Below are 18624 nucleotides of genomic sequence, written 5' to 3' on the forward strand. Positions count from 1 at the left end.
CGGGTGGTGTATCAGCCGCCCGCCCACCAGGCATAGAGATGGGTGTAAAAAAGCCGCCGGAGCAATCCGGCGGCTTTTTGTTTGCTGACGCGAACCTGAGGGTGGTCTCAGCGCTTCTTGATGTCCAGCCGGATGGCGCCCACCGGTTTGCAGCAGCAGGGCAGGCACTCACCCTGCGAGACAAAGGCGAGCGGCACGGCGGCATAGTGCACCTTGCCTGCCAGCAGCGGGGTACGGCAGGCGCCGCAATAGCCGCTGCGGCACTGGAACTCCACGTGATGACCGTGGCGCTCCAGGGTTTCCAGCACGCTCTCGCCGGGATGGGCGTGCAGCACGCCATCCTGAGTATGCACCCGTGGCGAGCCTGCGTCGCTCTGGGCGGGGGCCGCGTGCGGGGCAGGGGTCAGCGTGTCGGTGGCGTCACTCACAGCTCGAAATCACCCAACTCATTGGTATTCACTTCACTGTCGATCTGGCCGACATCAGGTAGCTGACTCACAGCTCGAAGTCACCCAAATCGTCGGCATTCACTTCGCTGTCGATCTGACCCACCAGATAGGAACTCACTTCCACTTCCTGCGGGGCGACCTGCACGTTGTCGGACGACAGCCAGGTGTTGATCCAGGGGATCGGGTTCTGCTTGGCCCCGGCAAAGGCTGGCTGCAGGCCCACCGCATTCATGCGCAGGTTGGTGATGTATTCCACGTACTGGCAGAGGATGTCCTTGTTCAGGCCGATCATGGAGCCGTCCTGGAACAGGTACTCGGCCCACTCTTTCTCCTGAATGGCCGCTTCCTTGAACAGCTCGAAGCAGGCCTGTTCGCAATCGGCGGCAATCTCGGCCATCTCGGGGTCGTCCTGGCCGCTGCGCATCAGGTTCAGCATGTGCTGGGTCCCGGTCAGGTGCAGCGCTTCGTCACGGGCGATCATCTTGATGATCTTGGCGTTGCCCTCCATTAGCTCGCGCTCGGCGAAGGCGAAGGAGCAGGCGAAGCTGACGTAGAAGCGGATCGCTTCCAGCGCGTTGACGCTCATCAGGCACAGATAGAGTTTCTTTTTCAGCTCGCGCAAGGTGATGGTCACGTCACGACCGGCCACCCGGTGGGTGCCTTCACCGTGCAGGTTGTAGAGCGCGGTCGCCTCGATCAGATCGTCGTAGAAGTGGCTGATGGAGCCGGCGCGTTTCAGGATCTGCTCGTTGGTGACGATGTCGTCGAACACCTGGGCGGGGGTGTTGACGATGTTGCGGATGATGTGGGTGTAGGAGCGAGAGTGGATGGTCTCCGAGAAGGCCCAGGTCTCGATCCAGGTTTCCAGCTCCGGAATGGAGACCAGCGGCAGCAGCGCCACGTTGGGGCTGCGACCCTGGATAGAATCCAGCAGGGTCTGGTACTTCAGGTTGGAGATGAAGATGTGCTGCTCGTGGGGCGGCAGGGCCTGGAAGTCGATGCGGTCGTGGGAGACGTCCACCTCTTCCGGGCGCCAGAAGAAGGAGAGCTGCTTTTCGATCAGCCGTTCGAACACTTCGTGTTTTTGCTGGTCATAACGGGCCACGTTGACCGATTGGCCGAAAAACATCGGCTCCTTGAGCTGGTCGTTTTGGGTCTGGCAGAACGTTGAATAGGCCATGGTGATTTGAATGTCTTGAATAAGGGGAAACAGGAGGGCGGGAGCTTCATGCTCCCGCCCGGTTCATCAGATCTTGCAGGCGCCGCCGGCACAACCGTCATCTTGCAGATCGGTCTGGGCATCGTCCGCACCATCACGGGTGTTGTGATAGTAGAGGGTCTTGAGGCCGTATTTGTAGGCGGTCAGCAAGTCCTTCAGCAGCTGCTTCATCGGTACCTTGTTGCCTTCGAAACGGGCGGGGTCATAGTTGGTGTTGGCGGAGATCGCCTGATCCACAAACTTCTGCATGATACCGACCAGCTGCAGGTAACCATCGACGCTCGGTTGCTTCCAGAGCAGTTCGTATTGATCCTTCAGGCGGTCATACTCGGGCACTACCTGCTTGAGGATGCCGTCCTTGGAGGCCTTGACCGACACCAGGCCGCGCGGCGGCTCGATGCCGTTGGTGGCGTTGGAGATCTGGCTGGAGGTCTCGCTCGGCATCAGAGCGGTCAGGGTGGAGTTGCGCAGACCCACGGTGCGGATCTCCTCGCGCAGCGCTTCCCAGTCCAGGTGCAGCGGCTCGTTGCACAGGTTGTCCAGATCCTTTTTATAGGTGTCGATGGGCAGGATCCCCTGGGCATAGGTGGTCTCGTTGAAGGCCGGGCAGGGGCCGAACTCGCGGGCCAGCTGCACGGAAGCTTTCAACAGATAGTACTGGATCGCCTCGAAGGTGCGGTGGGTCAGCGCCAGACCGGAACCGTCGGAGTAGCGGGCACCGTTCTTCGCCAGGTAGTAGGCGTAGTTGATGACACCAATGCCCAGGGTACGGCGGTTCATGCTGCCTTTCATCGCGGCCTTGAGCGGGTAGTCCTGATAGTCGAGCAGGGCATCCAGGGCGCGCACGGCGAGATCCGCCATCTCTTCCAGATCTTCCAGCTTCTCGATGGCACCCAGGTTGAAGGCGGACAGGGTACAGAGCGCGATCTCGCCCTCTTCGTCATCCACGTTGTTGAGCGGCTTGGTGGGCAGTGCAATCTCGAGGCAGAGGTTGGACTGGCGCACCGGCGCCACGCTCGGATCGAACGGGCTGTGGGTGTTGCAGTGGTCCACGTTCTGGATGTAGATGCGACCGGTACCGGCGCGCTCCTGCATCATCAGGGAGAAGAGATCGACCGCCTTGAGGGTCTTCTTGCGAATGCTCGGATCCTGCTCGTACTTGACGTAGAGCTCTTCAAACTTGTCCTGATCCGCGAAGAAGGCATCGTACAGGCCAGGTGCATCTGACGGGGAGAACAGGGTGATGTCGCCGCCCTTGATCAGGCGCTGGTACATCAGCTTGTTGATCTGCACGCCGTAGTCCATGTGACGGACCCGGTTCTCTTCCACGCCGCGGTTGTTCTTCAGTACCAGCAGGCTCTCCACTTCGGTGTGCCACAACGGGTAGAACAGGGTGGCCGCACCGCCGCGCACGCCGCCCTGGGAGCAGCACTTCACGGCAGTCTGGAAGTACTTGTAGAAGGGGATGCAGCCGGTGTGGAACGCTTCGCCGCCACGGATGGGGCTGCCCAGACCACGGATGCGGCCGGCGTTGATGCCGATGCCAGCGCGCTGGGACACGTAACGCACGATGGCGCTGGCGGTGGCATTGATGGAATCCAGGCTGTCGTCGCACTCGATCAGCACGCAGGAGCTGAACTGACGGGTCGGGGTGCGCACGCCGCTCATGATCGGGGTCGGCAGCGAGATCTTGAAGGTCGAGACCGCATCATAGAAGCGCTTGATGTAGTCCAGACGGGTATCTTTCGGATACTTGGAGAAGAGGCAGGCCGCTACCAGGATGTAGAGGAACTGCGGGCTCTCGTAAATTTCGCCGGTGACGCGGTTCTGGACCAGGTACTTGCCTTCCAGCTGCTTGACCGCCGCGTAGGAGAAGTCCATGTCACGCCAGTGATCCAGGTGCTGGTTCAGCTCCTCGAATTCGGCCTGGCTGTAGTCTTCCAGCAGGTGTTTGTCGTACTTGCCCATGTCCACCAGCTTGGCGACGTGCTGATAGAGGTGGGGCGGCTCGAACTGGCCGTAGGCCTTCTTGCGCAGGTGGAAGATGGCCAGGCGGGCGGCCATGTACTGGTAGTCCGGGCTTTGCTCGGAGATCAGGTCAGCAGCGGCCTTGATGACGGTTTCGTGGATATCGGCGGTACGGATGCCGTCATAGAACTGGATGTGGGACTTGAGTTCCACCTGGGAGACCGACACGTTGTCGAGACCCTCGGCAGCCCAGTCGAGCACGCGGTGAATTTTATCCAGATCGATGGGTTCTTTGTGGCCGTTACGCTTCGTCACAAACAAGTTCATTGGCTGATGACCTTTAGTTGATTCCCGAAAAACCATCGCACGGCATTCGCCTCCAGGCCTGTGAGAGGCGTGGGAGGTGGGGACCTATTGTGCGATGAATCACAAGATATAGTGTTATTTTGATTTCGAGCTACAAGATAGTGAGGTCGGCCCGGCTTTGCAATCTGTGGATAAGGGATTAGCTGTGGATAAATTGTGGGTGTTCCGCTCTGTGTTAGTGGACGCTCACAGCGAGTGGGTTTTCATCCGTCCGATCCGGTAAATGCAAGTCTGATGATCGAACATGGAAAATTTAAATAACTTTTTTTGCTTGCGAAAAGGGGGTGTTTTTACTAGCAAATTCAGCCTGATTATCCCTTGTGCAGCAAGGGTCAAAAGGTGTCCGATCTCGCCGCTTGCCTGCTTGTCAAACCGCCAAAACGGGGGATCGCCAGCGATCCCCCGTGGTCACTGCCAAGGCTCTGCCGCGATCAGTCAACAGTGCTCATCTGGCCACCCTTTGACGGCAAAGCTGCCTTTGTTATCCATCTCTGTTGTCTGCGTCCTGTACCAGAGTTGCCCGGCACGGGCTGGCAATCTCAGCCCAGCTCGTAGCGCAGCCAGTGGTGCAGGGCCTGCACGGTGTCAAAGTGCAGATCGGCGCCCCACTGGGCCGGATCCTCGTCGTCATTGAGATAACCCCAGCCGGCAACGGCAGTGCGCATGCCGGCGTTGCGGCCAGCCTCGATGTCGCGCACGTGATCCCCCACATATAGGCAGTGGCTCGCCTCGACGCCAAGCTGGTCGCAGGCAAAGTACATGGGAGCGGGGTCGGGCTTGCGTACCGGCAGGGTGTCGGCGCTGACGGTGACGCCGCAACTGGCGAGCTCGGGCAGGGCCGCCAGCAGCGGCTCGGTGAGAAAGCCTGGCTTGTTGGTGACGATGCCCCAGGGCAGCTGCTTCTCGTCGAGCCACTCGATGAGATCCACCATCCCTTCATAGGGACGGGTGCCAACGCAGAGGTTGGCGGCGTAGTAATCGAGCAGGGCGGTGCGAAGGCGGGTGGCGCCCAGCTCTTCCAGCAGTTCATCACCAAGACCGGCCCTGAGCAGTCCGAGCGCCCCGTGGGAGGTGGTCTGACGGATGATGTCGTCAGAGAGGGGGGCAAAGCCTTCGCTCACCAGCACATGGTTGACGGCGGCCCCCAGATCGGGCGCGGTGTCGAGCAGGGTGCCGTCCAGATCGAACAGCACGCAGCCAAGGGGCGCAGCGGAGTGAGTCGTCATCAGCCTTGCTCCGGGCGCTCGAACGCCACCATGTAGTTGACGTCGACGTTGCGACCGAGCTTGAAGCTGTTGGAGAGCGGCGCGTAGTGCACCCCGCTCATGTCCCGTACCAGCAGGCCTGCGGCCTCACCCATGCGACACAGTTCGGCGGGGGTGATGAACTTCTTGTGGTCGTGGGTACCCTTGGGCACCATCTTCATCAGGTACTCGGCGCCGAGGATCATCATCAGATAGGCTTTCGGGTTGCGGTTGATGGTGGAGACGAACACCTTGCCGCCCGGGCGTACCAAGGTGGCAATGGCGCGCAGCACGGAGGCGGGATCCGGCACGTGCTCCAGCATCTCCATGCAGGTGACCACATCATACTGGCCGGGGGCCTCATCGGCGTGGGCCTCGGCGGTGATCTGGCGATACTCGAGCTCTACCCCGGCTTCCAGGGCATGGAGGCGGGCGACCCCGAGGGGCTCCTTGCCCATGTCGATGCCGGTGACCTTGGCACCCCGGCGGGCCATGCTCTCGGCGAGAATGCCGCCGCCGCAGCCGATGTCGAGGATGCGCTTGCCGAACAGGCCGCCGCTCTTGTCGGTGATCCAGTCAAGGCGCACCGGGTTTATCTGGTGCAGCGGCTTGAACTCTCCCTCCATGTCCCACCAGCGGGAGGCGATGGCTTCGAATTTGGCAATTTCTGTCAGATCGACATTGGCATCACTGTGCATTTTTTGATGATCCTGTGGCAAGGGCGCGCAGGCTGGGTGGGGCGCGCGCAATCTGTTGTCCTGGCGGGCATTATAACGGACGGACTTTGTCACACCAGCCCGACTTGTTACCGGATTTGTGGCTTAAGGTATTTGGCTCAGTGTGTTACCATGTCGCGCTGTTTAAGCCAAAGAACAACTAATTAGGGATTAAGGCTTTCTATGAGCGATCTGGCCAGAGAGATCACGCCGGTCAACATCGAAGAAGAGCTCAAGAGTTCCTATCTTGATTACGCCATGAGCGTGATCGTAGGACGAGCTCTGCCGGATGTGCGTGATGGCTTGAAACCGGTTCACCGCCGCGTTCTGTATGCAATGAACGAGCTGGGGAACGACTGGAACAAGCCCTATAAAAAATCGGCCCGTGTGGTCGGTGACGTAATCGGTAAATATCACCCGCACGGCGACAGTGCCGTGTATGACACCATCGTTCGCATGGCGCAGGATTTCTCCATGCGTTACATGCTGGTCGATGGTCAGGGCAACTTCGGTTCGGTCGACGGCGACAGCGCCGCCGCCATGCGTTACACCGAAGTGCGGATGGCCCGCATCTCCCACGAGCTGCTGGCCGATCTGGACAAAGAGACCGTGGACTGGGTGCCGAACTATGACGGCACCGAGATGATCCCGGCTGTCATGCCCACCAAGGTTCCCAACCTGCTGGTCAACGGCTCCTCCGGTATTGCGGTGGGCATGGCGACCAACATTCCGCCTCACAACCTCACCGAGATAGTCAACGGCTGTCTGGCGTTGATCGAGAACGGCGACCTCACCATCGACGAGCTGATGACCTACATCACCGGCCCGGATTTCCCCACTGGTGGCATCATCAACGGTCGTTCCGGCATCGTGCAGGCGTACCGTACCGGTCGTGGCTCCGTCTATGTGCGTGCCAAGGCCGAAGTGGAGGTGGACGAGAAGACCAGTCGCGAGACCATCATCGTTCACGAGATCCCCTATCAGGTGAACAAGGCGCGGCTGATCGAGAAGATCGCCGAGCTGGTCAAAGAGAAGAAGATCGAGGGCATCAGTGCCCTGCGCGATGAGTCCGACAAGGACGGCATGCGCATCGTTATCGAGATCAAGCGCGGCGAGTCCGGCGAGATTGTGCTGAACAATCTCTACAAGCACACCCAGATGCAGACCACGTTCGGCATCAACATGGTGGCGCTCGATAACAACCAGCCCAAGGTGATGAACCTCAAAGAGATCCTGGATGCGTTCCTGCTGCACCGCCGTGAAGTGGTGACCCGCCGGACCGTGTTCGAACTGCGCAAGGCGCGGGATCGGGCTCACATCCTGGAAGGTCTGGCGGTGGCGCTGGCCAACATCGACCCGGTCATCGAACTCATTCGCCACAGCGCGACCCCGGCCGACGCGAAAGCGGGCCTGGTTGCCCGTGGCTGGGAGCTCGGCAACGTGGCCTCCATGCTGGAGAAAGCCGGTGACGACGCGGCCCGCCCCGAGTGGCTGGAACCCGAGTTCGGCATCCGCGAAGGTCACTACTACCTGACCGAGCAGCAGGCCCAGGCCATCCTTGACCTGCGTCTGCACAAGCTGACCGGCCTCGAGCACGAGAAGATCCTGGAAGAGTACCAATCTCTGCTGGATCTCATCGCCGAGCTGCTGTTCATCCTGGCGAGCCCGGTGCGGTTGATGGAAGTGATCCGTGATGAACTGCTGGCCGTGCGCGAGCAGTACGGCGACGAGCGTCGTACCGAGATCAGCATGTCCAGTGCCGAGATCAACATCGAAGATCTGATCACCCCGGAAGACGTGGTCGTGACCTTGTCTCACCAGGGTTACGTGAAGTATCAGCCGCTCTCCGACTACGAGGCCCAGCGCCGCGGTGGTCGTGGCAAGTCGGCCACCCGGATCAAGGAAGAGGACTTTGTGGAGCGTCTGCTGGTGGCCAACACCCACGACACCATTCTGTGCTTCTCCACCCGTGGCAAGGTCTACTGGCTCAAGGTGTATCAACTGCCGGAGGCGTCCCGTGGCGCCCGCGGTCGTCCGATCATCAACCTGCTGCCGCTGGATGAGGGTGAGCGCATCACCGCCATCCTGCCGGTCAAGGAATATGACGCCGACAAGTATGTGTTCTTCGCCACCGCCAACGGTACCGTGAAGAAGACCAGCCTGTTCGACTTCAGCCGTCCGCTCTCCTCCGGCATCCGCGCCATCAACCTCAAAGAGGGTGATGAGCTGATCGGGGTGGACATCACCGATGGCAGCAACGAGATCATGCTGTTCTCCGATGCGGGCAAGGTTGTTCGCTTCGCGGAAGGCAGCGGTCGCGCTGATGCCGATGCCACTGACGAAGTTGAAACCGACGACGACGCCGGCAACGACGATGATGGCAGCGACAACGGCGAAGGCACCGAAAGCAAGGGCACCTTCAAGGGCGTACGTCCCATGGGTCGTACCGCTGCCGGTGTGCGCGGCATCAAGCTGGGCGCCGGTGACAAGGTGGTTTCCCTCATCGTGCCGCGTGGCGACGGGGCCATCCTCACCGCTACCGAGAACGGTTACGGCAAGCGTACCGCGCTGGACGAGTACCCGACCAAGAGCCGTGGTACCCAGGGCGTTATCTCCATCAAGGTGGACGAGCGCAACGGCAAGGTGATCGATGCGATCCAGGTCGAGGATACCGACCAGATCATGCTGATCACCAACGGCGGTACCCTGGTACGTACCCGAGTGTCCGAGGTGAGCGTCATCGGCCGCAACACCGGCGGTGTGCGTCTGATCCGTACCGGTGAAGACGAGACCGTGGTCGGTCTACAGCGCGTTGCCGAGAGCGACGAAGACGAAAACGAAGTGCTGGCCGTTGAAGGGGAGGTGTCTGAAGGCACCGATACCGCAGCGGACACCGGTGCTGTCGATGCAGGTGAAGCGGGCGACGAATAATCGCTCCTCTTTACCCGATACCAAAGAGCGGCCTAATGGCCGCTCTTTTCATTGGTTCGCTTGTCGCTGGCGTCCCCCGTTATCCTCCTTCTCTCTCTTACTTTTTCCTCTGTCCAGTCTTGCCTGTCATGGCAGGAAGAACAGGCACTACCCGCGTGCCAGGGTTGCTCCCAAGGGAGCATGGCCTCGATACGGCTCCTTCATGTGAATGTCATCGCTCTGTCATGGCGGCCAGCCATGCTGCTCCCGTTGGAGAGAAACCACCATAGACGCAGGCAACGCCTGCCAGGAGCATGTCATGACCAGCTGGGTAATGTGGGAGATCTGGTGGAGCCGGGTATGGGGCGAGGCAGAGATGGATGCCCGCGCAGGCGAACATGAACCTGAGGTGGCACATGAGCCAGCCCGATTGCCCGCCGAGTTGATTGCCCACCGCAGCAAGGCCAGTGCGTCGCGACCAAGGGGCTGAGGCTTTTCCCGGGGCGGGCTTGACGGGCGCTTAGAACAGCCGCAACTGCTCGCCAGGGCGGATGAAGGCATCCTGGCGCAGTTGAAAATGGCGCTTGCCGAGCCCGAGCCGCTTGGCGATCAACCGAAAGCGCTGGGCCAGCAGATCGGCGAACTGGCCCTCTCCCCGCATCCGGCTGCCGAAGGCGGGACTGTTGAGGGCGCCGTCCCGGCTGGCCCGTAGCTGGTTGAGGATCGCCTCCTTCTGGCCGGGATAGTGTTGCTCCAACCAGTCACTGAACAGCGGTGCCAGCTCGTGGGGCAGTCGCAACAGGATATAGTCGGCGCAGTGGGCTCCGGCCTCGGCAGCGCCTTTGATGATCTGCTCGAGCTCGGGCTCGTTGAGCCGCGGGATCATGGGGGCCGCCAGCACCCCGACCGGCACACCGGCCCTGGCCAGTTTCTCCACCACCTTGAGCCGGCCGGCCCCGGTGCTGGCTCTTGGCTCCAGCTGTCGCCGCAGGGTTTCATTCAAGGTGGTGACCGACACCATCACCTGGCAGAGTCCCTCCCTGGCCAGTTCCGTCAGCAGATCGAGGTCGCGCAATATCATGGCGCTCTTGGTGATGATCCCGACCGGATGGCGGTGGGCCTGCATCACCTCGAGCAGCTGGCGGGTGAGGCGATAGTGATGCTCGATGGGTTGATAGGGGTCGGTATTGGCTCCCAGCACTATGGTCTGCGGCTGATAGGAGGGTCTGGCAAACTCCCGGCGCAGCAGCTCGGCGGCATTGAGCTTGGCGAACAAGCGGGTCTCGAAGTCGAGGCCGGGGGAGAGCTCGAGATAGGCGTGGCTCGGTCTGGCGTAGCAATAGATGCAGCCGTGCTCACAGCCCTGATAAGGATTGATGGAGCGGCTGAAAGGGACGTCGGGAGAGCTGTTGTAACTGATGATGCTGCGGGCGCTGATCTCCGTCACCTCGGTGCGGGGATCGCTGGCGGCAAATACCGCTTCCCACTCGGGTTGGGACCAGCCATCGTCGACCGCATCGACCCGCTGGCCGCTGAAACGGTGATCAACATTGTGGGAACTGCCTCGACCTGCCATCGCATCGCACCAATACTGTTTATATATACAGTTATCATGCTGACCCTCATTGTCGAATGCAAGCCCTGCCGACCCAGCCGGCCATAAAAAGCATGTCAAAGGGATCTCTTGCTTGATCGCGGCGCTACATTTCGTTTACATAGACGAAATGCGAACTGGATCACGGAAATCATCATGGCACCCATCACCTCTCGCTGGCTCTTCATCGCTGTCATTGCGCTGGTTATCTGGCGTCTGATCCCGCTCTCCACCGAGCAGGAGCTGGCCTCGGCCAATCGCGCCTGGCGCACCGGTCACTTCGATGAGGCGACCCGGATCTGGTCGCCGCTGGCCGAGCAGGGCCAGCCACGGGCCCAGGCGCTGATGGGCTGGAGCCATGAAGTGGGGCAGGGGAGCGAGCAGGATATCAGCCGGGCCATCACGCTCTATCGTCAGGCGGCGCAGGCGGGGGATGCCTTCGGCCAATACCGGCTGGGGGAGGTCTACCTGCGGGGGGCCGGGGTGAGGCGGGATCTGCGCGAGGCGTTTCACTGGATGGAGCTGGCGGCCAAGAACGGCGATGTCCCCGCCATGTTGAAGGTGGGCGTGCTGCATCTGATGGGGGTCAGCGGGCGGGTCGATCTGCCCCGTGCCAAGGAGTGGCTCTATCAGGCCGCCAAGCAGGGCAATCAGCTGGCGCTCAAGGTGCTGCAGGAGCTGGAACTGGCGCAGGAGGGGAGCTCCACATTCGATTTCAACTGGCAGTCCCTGCTGGGGGAATAGCTGCCAAGCACTTCATCTGACTGTAGAAAATCTCAGCAAACCCGATACAGCCCCGCCTACTTCTGGTAGCATGGTCCGGTTTTTGGTTTGTCTTGCGACGTTGAACGGGTTGTTTGCGTCGCGGGGCGCCTTCGCAAAGTGCTGTGGAGAGCCAGAACATCACCCATTTTTGAATGAATCTTTCCATCCCGCATGTGCCCTTTGGTAGGGGGCACCACTGTATAAGGAAACACACAATGCCAATCATTACTCTGCCTGATGGCAGCCAACGTCAATTTGCCCACGCCGTTTCCGTCATGGATGTGGCCGCGGACATCGGTCCCGGTCTCGCCAAGGCGTGCATTGCCGGTCGGGTAAACGGTGAACTGGTGGATGCCTGCGAGCTGATCGAAGCCGATGCCTCCTTGGCCATCATCACCGCCAAAGACGAAGAAGGTCTGGACATCCTGCGCCACTCCTGTGCTCACCTGCTGGGTCATGCCATCAAGCAACTCTGGCCCCAGACCAAGATGGCCATCGGTCCCGTCATCGACAACGGTTTCTACTACGACATCGATCTCGATCGCACCCTGACCGACGAAGATCTGGCGGCGCTGGAAGAGCGCATGCTGGCGCTGGCCGCCAAGGATTACGACGTCATCAAGAAGAAGGTCTCCTGGCAGGAAGCACGCGACGTGTTCGAAGCCCGTGGCGAGACCTACAAGGTCGAGATCCTGGATCAGAACATTGCCCGTGATGACCAGCCCGGTCTGTATCATCACGAAGAGTACATCGACATGTGTCGCGGCCCGCACGTGCCCAACATGCGTCACTGCCACCATTTCAAGTTGCAGAAGATGTCCGGCGCCTACTGGCGTGGCGACTCCAACAACAAGATGCTGCAGCGTATCTACGGCACTGCCTGGGCCGACAAGAAGCAGCTCAAATCTTACCTGCAGCGCCTCGAAGAGGCCGCCAAGCGTGACCACCGCAAGATCGGCAAGCAGCTCGATCTGTACCACATGCAGGAAGAAGCGCCCGGCATGGTGTTCTGGCACAACGATGGCTGGACCATCTTCCGTGAGCTGGAAACCTTCATCCGCGGCAAGCTCAAAGAGTACGACTATCAGGAGGTGAAAGGCCCCTTCATGATGGATCGCGTGCTGTGGGAGCGTTCGGGTCACTGGGAGAAATACGCCCAGGCCATGTTCACCACCCAGTCCGAGAACCGTGAGTACGCCATCAAGCCGATGAACTGCCCGGGTCACGTGCAGATCTTCAACCAGGGTCTGAAATCCTACCGCGATCTGCCGCTGCGCATGGCCGAGTTTGGCTCCTGCCACCGCAACGAGCCGTCAGGCTCCCTGCACGGTCTGATGCGGGTACGTGGCTTCACCCAGGATGATGCGCACATCTTCTGTACCGAAGAGCAGATCATGGAAGAGGTGTCGGCCTGTATCCGCATGGTCTACGACGTCTATGGCACCTTCGGCTTCGAGAACATCGTGGTCAAGCTCTCCACTCGTCCGGAACAGCGTATCGGCTCCGATGAAGCCTGGGATCGTGCCGAGGCCGCGCTGGCCGAAGCCCTGGTGCTGAACGGCCTGAAGTACGATCTGCAGCCGGGTGAGGGGGCCTTCTACGGTCCCAAGATCGAATTTACCCTGCACGATTGCCTTGATCGTGCGTGGCAATGTGGTACCGTGCAGCTCGATTTTGCCCTGCCGGGCCGTCTGGGCGCCACCTACGTGGGTGAAGACAACGAACGTCATGTTCCCGTGATGATCCACCGCGCCATTCTGGGCTCGCTGGAGCGTTTCATCGGGATCCTGACCGAAGAGTACGCCGGACTGTTCCCGACCTGGCTGGCACCGACTCAAGCCGTGGTCATGAATATCACCGACAATCAGGCCGATTATGCAGTGAAAGTAGCCAAAGCATTGAATGATGCGGGCCTTCGCGCAAAAGCGGACTTGAGAAATGAGAAGATTGGCTTTAAAATCCGCGAGCATACTTTGAAGCGAGTACCCTTCATGCTGGTCTGCGGCGATAAAGAAGTAGAAGCCGGCAAGATTGCAGTGCGTACTCGTAAAGGGGCTGACCTGGGCACTTATCCTGTTGAAGAGCTGATTGCTCTGTTGACCCAGGAAGTTCAGACCCGCGGACAAAAGAAAGTGGAGGAATAAGCTATAAAAGGCGGAAAAAAACTGGGCAAGCAACCGCAAGCCCGCGCTCACCGGATCAACGAAGAGATCCGTCTGAAAGAAGTTCGTCTGACTGGTTTGGATGGTGAAGCCATTGGCATCACCTCCATCCAGGATGCCCTGAACTTGGCCCTTGAGGCCGGAGTGGATCTGGTCGAGATCAGTCCGAACGCTGAGCCGCCCGTTTGCCGGATCATGGATTACGGCAAATTCCTCTACGAAAAGAGCAAAACCACCAAAGAACAGAAGAAAAAGCAGAAAGTCGTCCAGGTCAAGGAAATCAAATTCCGTCCTGGCACCGACGAAGGCGACTATCAGGTAAAACTACGCAACCTGGTTCGCTTTCTGGAAGACGGGGACAAGGCAAAGGTCACCCTGCGCTTCCGTGGTCGTGAAATGGCTCACCAAGAACTTGGTATCAAGGTTCTGGAGCGCGTCAAGAACGACTTGGAAGAGCTGGCCGTAGTCGAATCGTTCCCGAAAGTCGAAGGCCGTCAAGCTGTGATGGTCCTCGCACCTAAGAAGAAATCTTAAGGCCCACAAGAAATTGACTCATGGGGCCAGCCCCATGAGTCGGTTCGCCTTGCGATTTTGTTGTCACTCACAATGCGGAGTATGAAATGCCGAAGATGAAAACCAACCGGGGCGCCGCAAAGCGCTTCAAGAAGACTGGCTCAGGTCGCTTCAAGTGCAAGCACAACCACCTGCGTCACATCCTGACCAAGAAGAGCAGTAAGCGTAAGCGTCAGCTGGGACCGAAGTTCTTTGTTTCCGCTGCCGACCACAAACGTGTTGTCGCTTGTCTGCCGTACGCATAAGGGGGGATGTGAAAAATGCCAAGAGTTAAACGTGGTGTGACCGCTCGCGCTCGTCACAAGAAAGTAATGAAAGCCGCCAAGGGTTACTACGGCGCCCGTTCCCGTGTCTACCGCGTAGCGGTACAAGCGGTAACCAAAGCTGGTCAGTATGCCTACCGTGACCGTCGCCAGAAAAAGCGTCAGTTCCGTCAACTGTGGATTGCTCGTATCAACGCAGCAGCCCGTCAGAACGGTCTGTCCTACAGCCGTCTGATCAACGGTCTGAAGAAGGCTTCCATCGAGATCGATCGCAAGATCCTGTCCGATATCGCCGTTCACGACAAGCTGGCTTTCACCGCCCTGGTTGAAAAGGCCAAAGCAGCTCTGGTCTAATCCGGTTCTGTTATAAATGTTAAAAGGAGGCTCAGGCCTCCTTTTTTGTTATCTGTCATTTACCGTCTGCAGGCAGTGATGACTCGACCATCATGATAGCTAGGCGTATGGCTTCATATGCCATCAAACTAAAATTGTGTAGCCAATCGCAAAGAAAAAGCCGGTCCGGCTCGAAGCCCTACTTGATAACAAAATGATTTCTAGGGAGAAAAGGGCACCTTAACTATGGTCAGTGAAGGGGCTTTTTTTGTATTATTCCCCTCTTGACCTTATTTAGCCTAAAGGCTCCTGTACCGGGAGTGGTGACGAGGAAGACATGCAACAGCTTGAAGAAGTAGTCGGCCAAGCCAGGGCCGAAATTGAGGGCGTAAGCGACATCGCCGCCCTTGACGAAATCCGGGTCAAATATCTGGGTAAAAAGGGCTTTTTTACCGAGCAGATGAAGGGCCTGGGCGCCCTGTCCGCTGAAGAGCGTCCCGCCGCGGGCGCCGTGATCAACCAGGCCAAACAGCAGGTTCAGGATGCCCTGAACGAGCGTCGTGAAGCCCTCGAAGTCGCCGTGCTGAATCAGAAGCTGGCCGCCGAGACCATCGACGTCAGCCTGCCGGGCCGCCGTATCGAGAATGGCGGTCTGCACCCGGTGACCCGCACCATCGAGCGCATCGAACGCCTGTTTGGCGAGATGGGCTTCAAGGTTGCCCGTGGTCCCGAGATTGAAGATGGCTTCCACAACTTCGATGCGTTGAACATCCCGGCTCACCACCCGGCGCGTACCGATCACGATACCTTCTACTTCAATCCTGATTTGATGTTGCGTACCCACACCTCCGGTGTGCAGATCCGCACCATGGAACATCAGCAGCCGCCGATCCGCATCATCGCGCCGGGCCGCGTCTATCGTAACGACTATGACATGACCCACACCCCGATGTTCCACCAGGTCGAAGGCCTGCTGGTCGACGAGCATGCCAGCTTCACCGAGCTGAAAGGGATCCTGCACGACTTCCTGCGCAACTACTTCGAGGAAGACTTGACCATTCGCTTCCGTCCTTCCTACTTCCCGTTCACCGAGCCGAGCGCCGAAGTGGACGTGATGGGCAAGAACGGCAAGTGGTTGGAAGTGCTGGGCTGCGGCATGGTGCACCCGAACGTGCTGCGTTCGGTCGGCATCGATCCGGAGAAATACTCCGGCTTTGCCTTCGGCATGGGCGTTGAGCGCCTGACCATGCTGCGTTACGGGGTCAACGACCTGCGTGCCTTCTTCGAAAACGACCTGCGTTTCCTCAAGCAGTTCAAGTAAGGGCGAGAGAACATGAAATTCAGTAAATCCTGGGTGATGGAGTGGGTCCGCACCGAGTTGAGTGACAACGCACTGGCCGAGCAGATCACCATGGCCGGTCTGGAAGTGGACGCCGTGGAAGCGGTGGCCGGCCAGTTCAACAACGTGGTGGTGGGCGAAGTGGTCGAGTGCGCCCAGCATCCGGATGCCGACAAGCTGCGGGTGACCAAGGTCAACGTGGGCGAAGCCGAGCTGCTGGACATCGTCTGCGGCGCGCCGAACTGCCGCGCCGGCCTGAAAGTGTGCGTGGCCAAAGTAGGGGCGACCCTGCCGGGTGATTTCACCATCAAGAAAGCCAAGCTGCGCGGTCAGCCGTCTCACGGCATGCTCTGCTCCTTCAGCGAGCTGGGTATCGACGTCGACGCCGATGGCATCATCGAGCTGCCGCTGGATGCGCCCATCGGCACCGATATCCGCGAATACCTCGCGCTCAACGACGTCAGCATCGACGTGGATCTGACCCCGAACCGTGCCGATTGCCTCGGCATCGCGGGTCTGGCCCGTGAAATCGGCGTGCTCAACAGCGTCGACGTGGTCGAGCCGACCTGGGTGCCGGCTGTTGCCACCATCGACGCTAGCTTCCCGATCCGGGTTGAAGCGCCGGCCGATTGCCCCCGTTATCTGGGCCGCGTCATCAAGGGGCTGAACCTGCAGGCCCAGAGCCCGCTCTGGATGCAAGAGAAGCTGCGCCGTGGCGGTATCCGTTCCATCGACGCCATCGTCGACATCACCAACTACCTGCTGCTGGAATACGGTCAGCCGATGCACGCCTTCGATCTGGCGACGCTTGAAGGGGAACTGGTGGTGCGCCGCGCTCGTAGCGATGAGCCCATGACCCTGCTCGATGGCAATGAGGTGAAGCTCAAAGAGACGACTCTGGTGATTGCCGATGCCAAAGGTCCTGCCTGCATGGCCGGCATCTTCGGCGGCGATCGCACCGGTGTCTCCGAGACCACTACCGATATTCTGCTGGAGTGCGCCTTCTTCGCGCCGCTCTCCATCACCGGCCGTGCCCGTGCCTACGGTCTGCACACCGACTCCTCCCACCGCTTCGAGCGCGGGGTGGATCCGCAGCTGCAAGCCAAGGTGATGGACAGAGCCACCCGTCTGCTGCTGGACATTTGTGGCGGAGAGTGCGGCGGTGAAGCGGGTCCGGTCATCGAGGTCAAATCCGATGCCCATCTGCCCAAGGCCGCCCCGATCAAGCTGCGCCGCGCCAAGCTCGACAAGGTGATCGGCATCAGCGTGGCGGATGCGCAGGTGGTCGAGATCCTGACCCGTCTGGGTATGCAGGTAACCGTTGAAGCTGACGGTTGGACCGCGCTGGCCCCCTCCTGGCGTTTCGATATCGCCATCGAGGAAGACCTTATCGAGGAAGTGGCCCGTATCTACGGCTACAACAACATCCCGAACCTCAAACCCGCCGCCTCTCTGGCGATGGTGGAGCAGGCAGAAGGGCAGGTGACCTTGAAGCGCGTGCGCGACCTGCTGGTTGATCGCGGCTTCCAGGAAGCGATCACCTACAGCTTCGTCGATCCCAAGGCTCAGCAGACCCTGTTCCCGCAGAGCGATGCCATCGTGCTGCCGAACCCGATCTCGGTCGAGATGTCCGCCATGCGCGTCTCTCTGTTCCCGGGTCTGGTGCAGGCCGTGGTTTACAACCAGAACCGTCAGCAGCCGCGGGTGCGCCTGTTTGAGCAGGGCCTGCGCTTCATCAAGGACAAGGACGCCGAGAACGGCATCCGTCAGGAGCCCATGCTGGCCGGCATCATCACCGGCAACCAGAGCGATGAGCACTGGGATATCAAGAGCCGCGCTGCCGACTTCTTTGATTTGAAAGGGGATCTGGAAGCGGTGCTGGACCTGACTGCCGAAGGGGCCACCTTCACCTTCGAGCGTGCCGAGCACAGTGCCCTGCACCCGGGCCAGAGCGCGGTCATCCTGCGCAATGGCGTGGTCATCGGCCACATCGGCGTGATCCATCCGAGCCTCGAGAAGAAGCTGGGTCTGAAGAGCCGCGCCGTCATGTTCGAACTGGAGCTGGACAAGCTGACCCCGGCCAAGGTGCCGGTTGCTGCCGAGGTTTCCAAGTTCCCTGCCAACCGTCGTGACATCGCCGTGGTGGTTGATCGTCAAGTCCTGGCCGGTGATGTCCTGGCAGTAATTAAAAAAGTTGGCGGAAATCAGGTAGTTGGAATAAACTTGTTTGACGTATACCAGGGGGCTGGCATGGCAGAGGACAAGAAGAGCCTGGCCATCAGTCTTGTTCTGCAAGACACCCAGCGCACTCTGGAGGAGAAAGAGATTGCCGAGACCGTAGACAATGTCGTGCGGGCCCTTGGTGAAGAGTTGAATGCATCCTTGAGGGATTGATCTATGGCGCTTACCAAAGCCGACATTGCAGAGCACCTGTTCACCCAGCTCGGGATGAGCAAGCGTGAAGCCAAAGATATGGTGGAAGCCTTCTTTGAAGAGATCAGACAAGCGCTTGAGCGTGGTGAACAAGTCAAGATTTCAGGCTTCGGTAACTTTGATCTTCGTGAGAAGAACCAGCGTCCTGGACGTAACCCGAAAACCGGCGAAGATATTCCTATCAGCGCCCGGCGGGTGGTCACCTTCCGCCCTGGTCAGAAGCTCAAGGCCAGGGTCGAAAATGTTGAGCCCAACGAGTGACACAAAGCCAGGCAGCCGCCTGGCTTTTA

Annotated in this window: 16 protein-coding genes; 10 read left to right on the forward strand and 6 right to left on the reverse strand. The window is 59.7% G+C overall.

Annotated features, from left to right (window positions below):
• Window positions 1-107 precede the first annotated feature (107 nt).
• The 5 genes from yfaE to ubiG form a co-directional block, all read right to left on the reverse strand.
• Complete coding sequence (yfaE, locus tag R2E40_RS10950; RefSeq protein ID WP_318165480.1) at window positions 108-428, reverse strand: class I ribonucleotide reductase maintenance protein YfaE; 321 nt, start codon at window positions 426-428, stop codon at window positions 108-110.
• Between the two features lie 67 nt (window positions 429-495).
• Complete coding sequence (gene nrdB / locus R2E40_RS10955; protein ID WP_318165481.1) at window positions 496-1629, reverse strand: class Ia ribonucleoside-diphosphate reductase subunit beta; 1134 nt, start codon at window positions 1627-1629, stop codon at window positions 496-498.
• A gap of 66 nt (window positions 1630-1695) precedes the next feature.
• A complete protein-coding gene (gene nrdA / locus R2E40_RS10960; RefSeq protein WP_029300959.1) occupies window positions 1696-3963 on the reverse strand; it encodes a class 1a ribonucleoside-diphosphate reductase subunit alpha in 2268 nt (755 codons plus the stop codon).
• A 578-nt stretch (window positions 3964-4541) separates the two neighbouring features.
• Window positions 4542-5228: an HAD-IA family hydrolase gene (locus R2E40_RS10965; RefSeq protein WP_318165482.1), complete on the reverse strand. Its 687-nt coding sequence runs from the start codon at window positions 5226-5228 to the stop codon at window positions 4542-4544.
• A complete protein-coding gene (gene ubiG / locus R2E40_RS10970; protein ID WP_016350657.1) occupies window positions 5228-5944 on the reverse strand; it encodes a bifunctional 2-polyprenyl-6-hydroxyphenol methylase/3-demethylubiquinol 3-O-methyltransferase UbiG in 717 nt (238 codons plus the stop codon). The genes R2E40_RS10965 and ubiG overlap by 1 nt, the downstream gene beginning before the upstream one ends.
• A 201-nt stretch (window positions 5945-6145) precedes the next feature.
• On the opposite strand from ubiG, the gene gyrA reads away from it, so the two are divergent.
• Together gyrA and R2E40_RS10980 are read left to right on the forward strand one after the other, a co-directional pair.
• Window positions 6146-8893, forward strand: coding sequence for a DNA topoisomerase (ATP-hydrolyzing) subunit A (gene gyrA / locus R2E40_RS10975; protein WP_318165483.1), 2748 nt, complete (start codon window positions 6146-6148; stop codon window positions 8891-8893).
• Window positions 8894-9191: 298 nt separating this feature from the next.
• Entirely contained in the window at window positions 9192-9362 is a 171-nt protein-coding gene (locus tag R2E40_RS10980; RefSeq protein ID WP_168967571.1) for a hypothetical protein, read from the forward strand.
• A gap of 30 nt (window positions 9363-9392) precedes the next feature.
• Here R2E40_RS10980 and R2E40_RS10985 read toward each other — a convergent pair whose 3' ends face one another.
• Window positions 9393-10448: a PA0069 family radical SAM protein gene (locus tag R2E40_RS10985; protein ID WP_318165484.1), complete on the reverse strand. Its 1056-nt coding sequence runs from the start codon at window positions 10446-10448 to the stop codon at window positions 9393-9395.
• Window positions 10449-10622: 174 nt separating this feature from the next.
• Between R2E40_RS10985 and R2E40_RS10990 the strand changes: the two genes are divergently transcribed.
• The 8 genes from R2E40_RS10990 (at window position 10623) to ihfA (ending at window position 18595) form a co-directional block, all read left to right on the forward strand.
• Window positions 10623-11210 (forward strand): tetratricopeptide repeat protein, encoded by a 588-nt coding sequence (locus tag R2E40_RS10990; RefSeq protein WP_318165485.1) that lies wholly within the window; start codon window positions 10623-10625, stop codon window positions 11208-11210.
• 236 nt (window positions 11211-11446) lie between these two features.
• Window positions 11447-13375: a threonine--tRNA ligase gene (gene thrS / locus R2E40_RS10995; RefSeq protein WP_011706169.1), complete on the forward strand. Its 1929-nt coding sequence runs from the start codon at window positions 11447-11449 to the stop codon at window positions 13373-13375.
• Between the two features lie 21 nt (window positions 13376-13396).
• Window positions 13397-13927: a translation initiation factor IF-3 gene (infC, locus tag R2E40_RS11000; protein ID WP_208021905.1), complete on the forward strand. Its 531-nt coding sequence runs from the start codon at window positions 13397-13399 to the stop codon at window positions 13925-13927.
• Window positions 13928-14013: 86 nt separating this feature from the next.
• On the forward strand, window positions 14014-14211 hold the full coding sequence (rpmI, locus tag R2E40_RS11005) for a 50S ribosomal protein L35 (RefSeq protein ID WP_005300673.1): 198 nt from the start codon (window positions 14014-14016) through the stop codon (window positions 14209-14211).
• 15 nt (window positions 14212-14226) lie between these two features.
• Window positions 14227-14583, forward strand: coding sequence for a 50S ribosomal protein L20 (rplT, locus tag R2E40_RS11010; protein ID WP_005300683.1), 357 nt, complete (start codon window positions 14227-14229; stop codon window positions 14581-14583).
• Between the two features lie 316 nt (window positions 14584-14899).
• Window positions 14900-15883 carry a phenylalanine--tRNA ligase subunit alpha gene (pheS, locus tag R2E40_RS11015; protein ID WP_016350663.1) on the forward strand — a complete coding sequence of 328 codons (984 nt, stop codon included), beginning with the start codon at window positions 14900-14902 and terminating at the stop codon, window positions 15881-15883.
• 12 nt (window positions 15884-15895) lie between these two features.
• On the forward strand, window positions 15896-18295 hold the full coding sequence (pheT, locus tag R2E40_RS11020) for a phenylalanine--tRNA ligase subunit beta (protein ID WP_318165486.1): 2400 nt from the start codon (window positions 15896-15898) through the stop codon (window positions 18293-18295).
• Window positions 18296-18298: 3 nt separating this feature from the next.
• Window positions 18299-18595 (forward strand): integration host factor subunit alpha, encoded by a 297-nt coding sequence (ihfA, locus tag R2E40_RS11025; RefSeq protein ID WP_005300715.1) that lies wholly within the window; start codon window positions 18299-18301, stop codon window positions 18593-18595.
• Window positions 18596-18624 lie beyond the last annotated feature (29 nt).

It is taken from the genome of Aeromonas sp. CD (assembly GCF_033349375.1).
GTDB lineage: Bacteria > Pseudomonadota > Gammaproteobacteria > Enterobacterales > Aeromonadaceae > Aeromonas > Aeromonas hydrophila.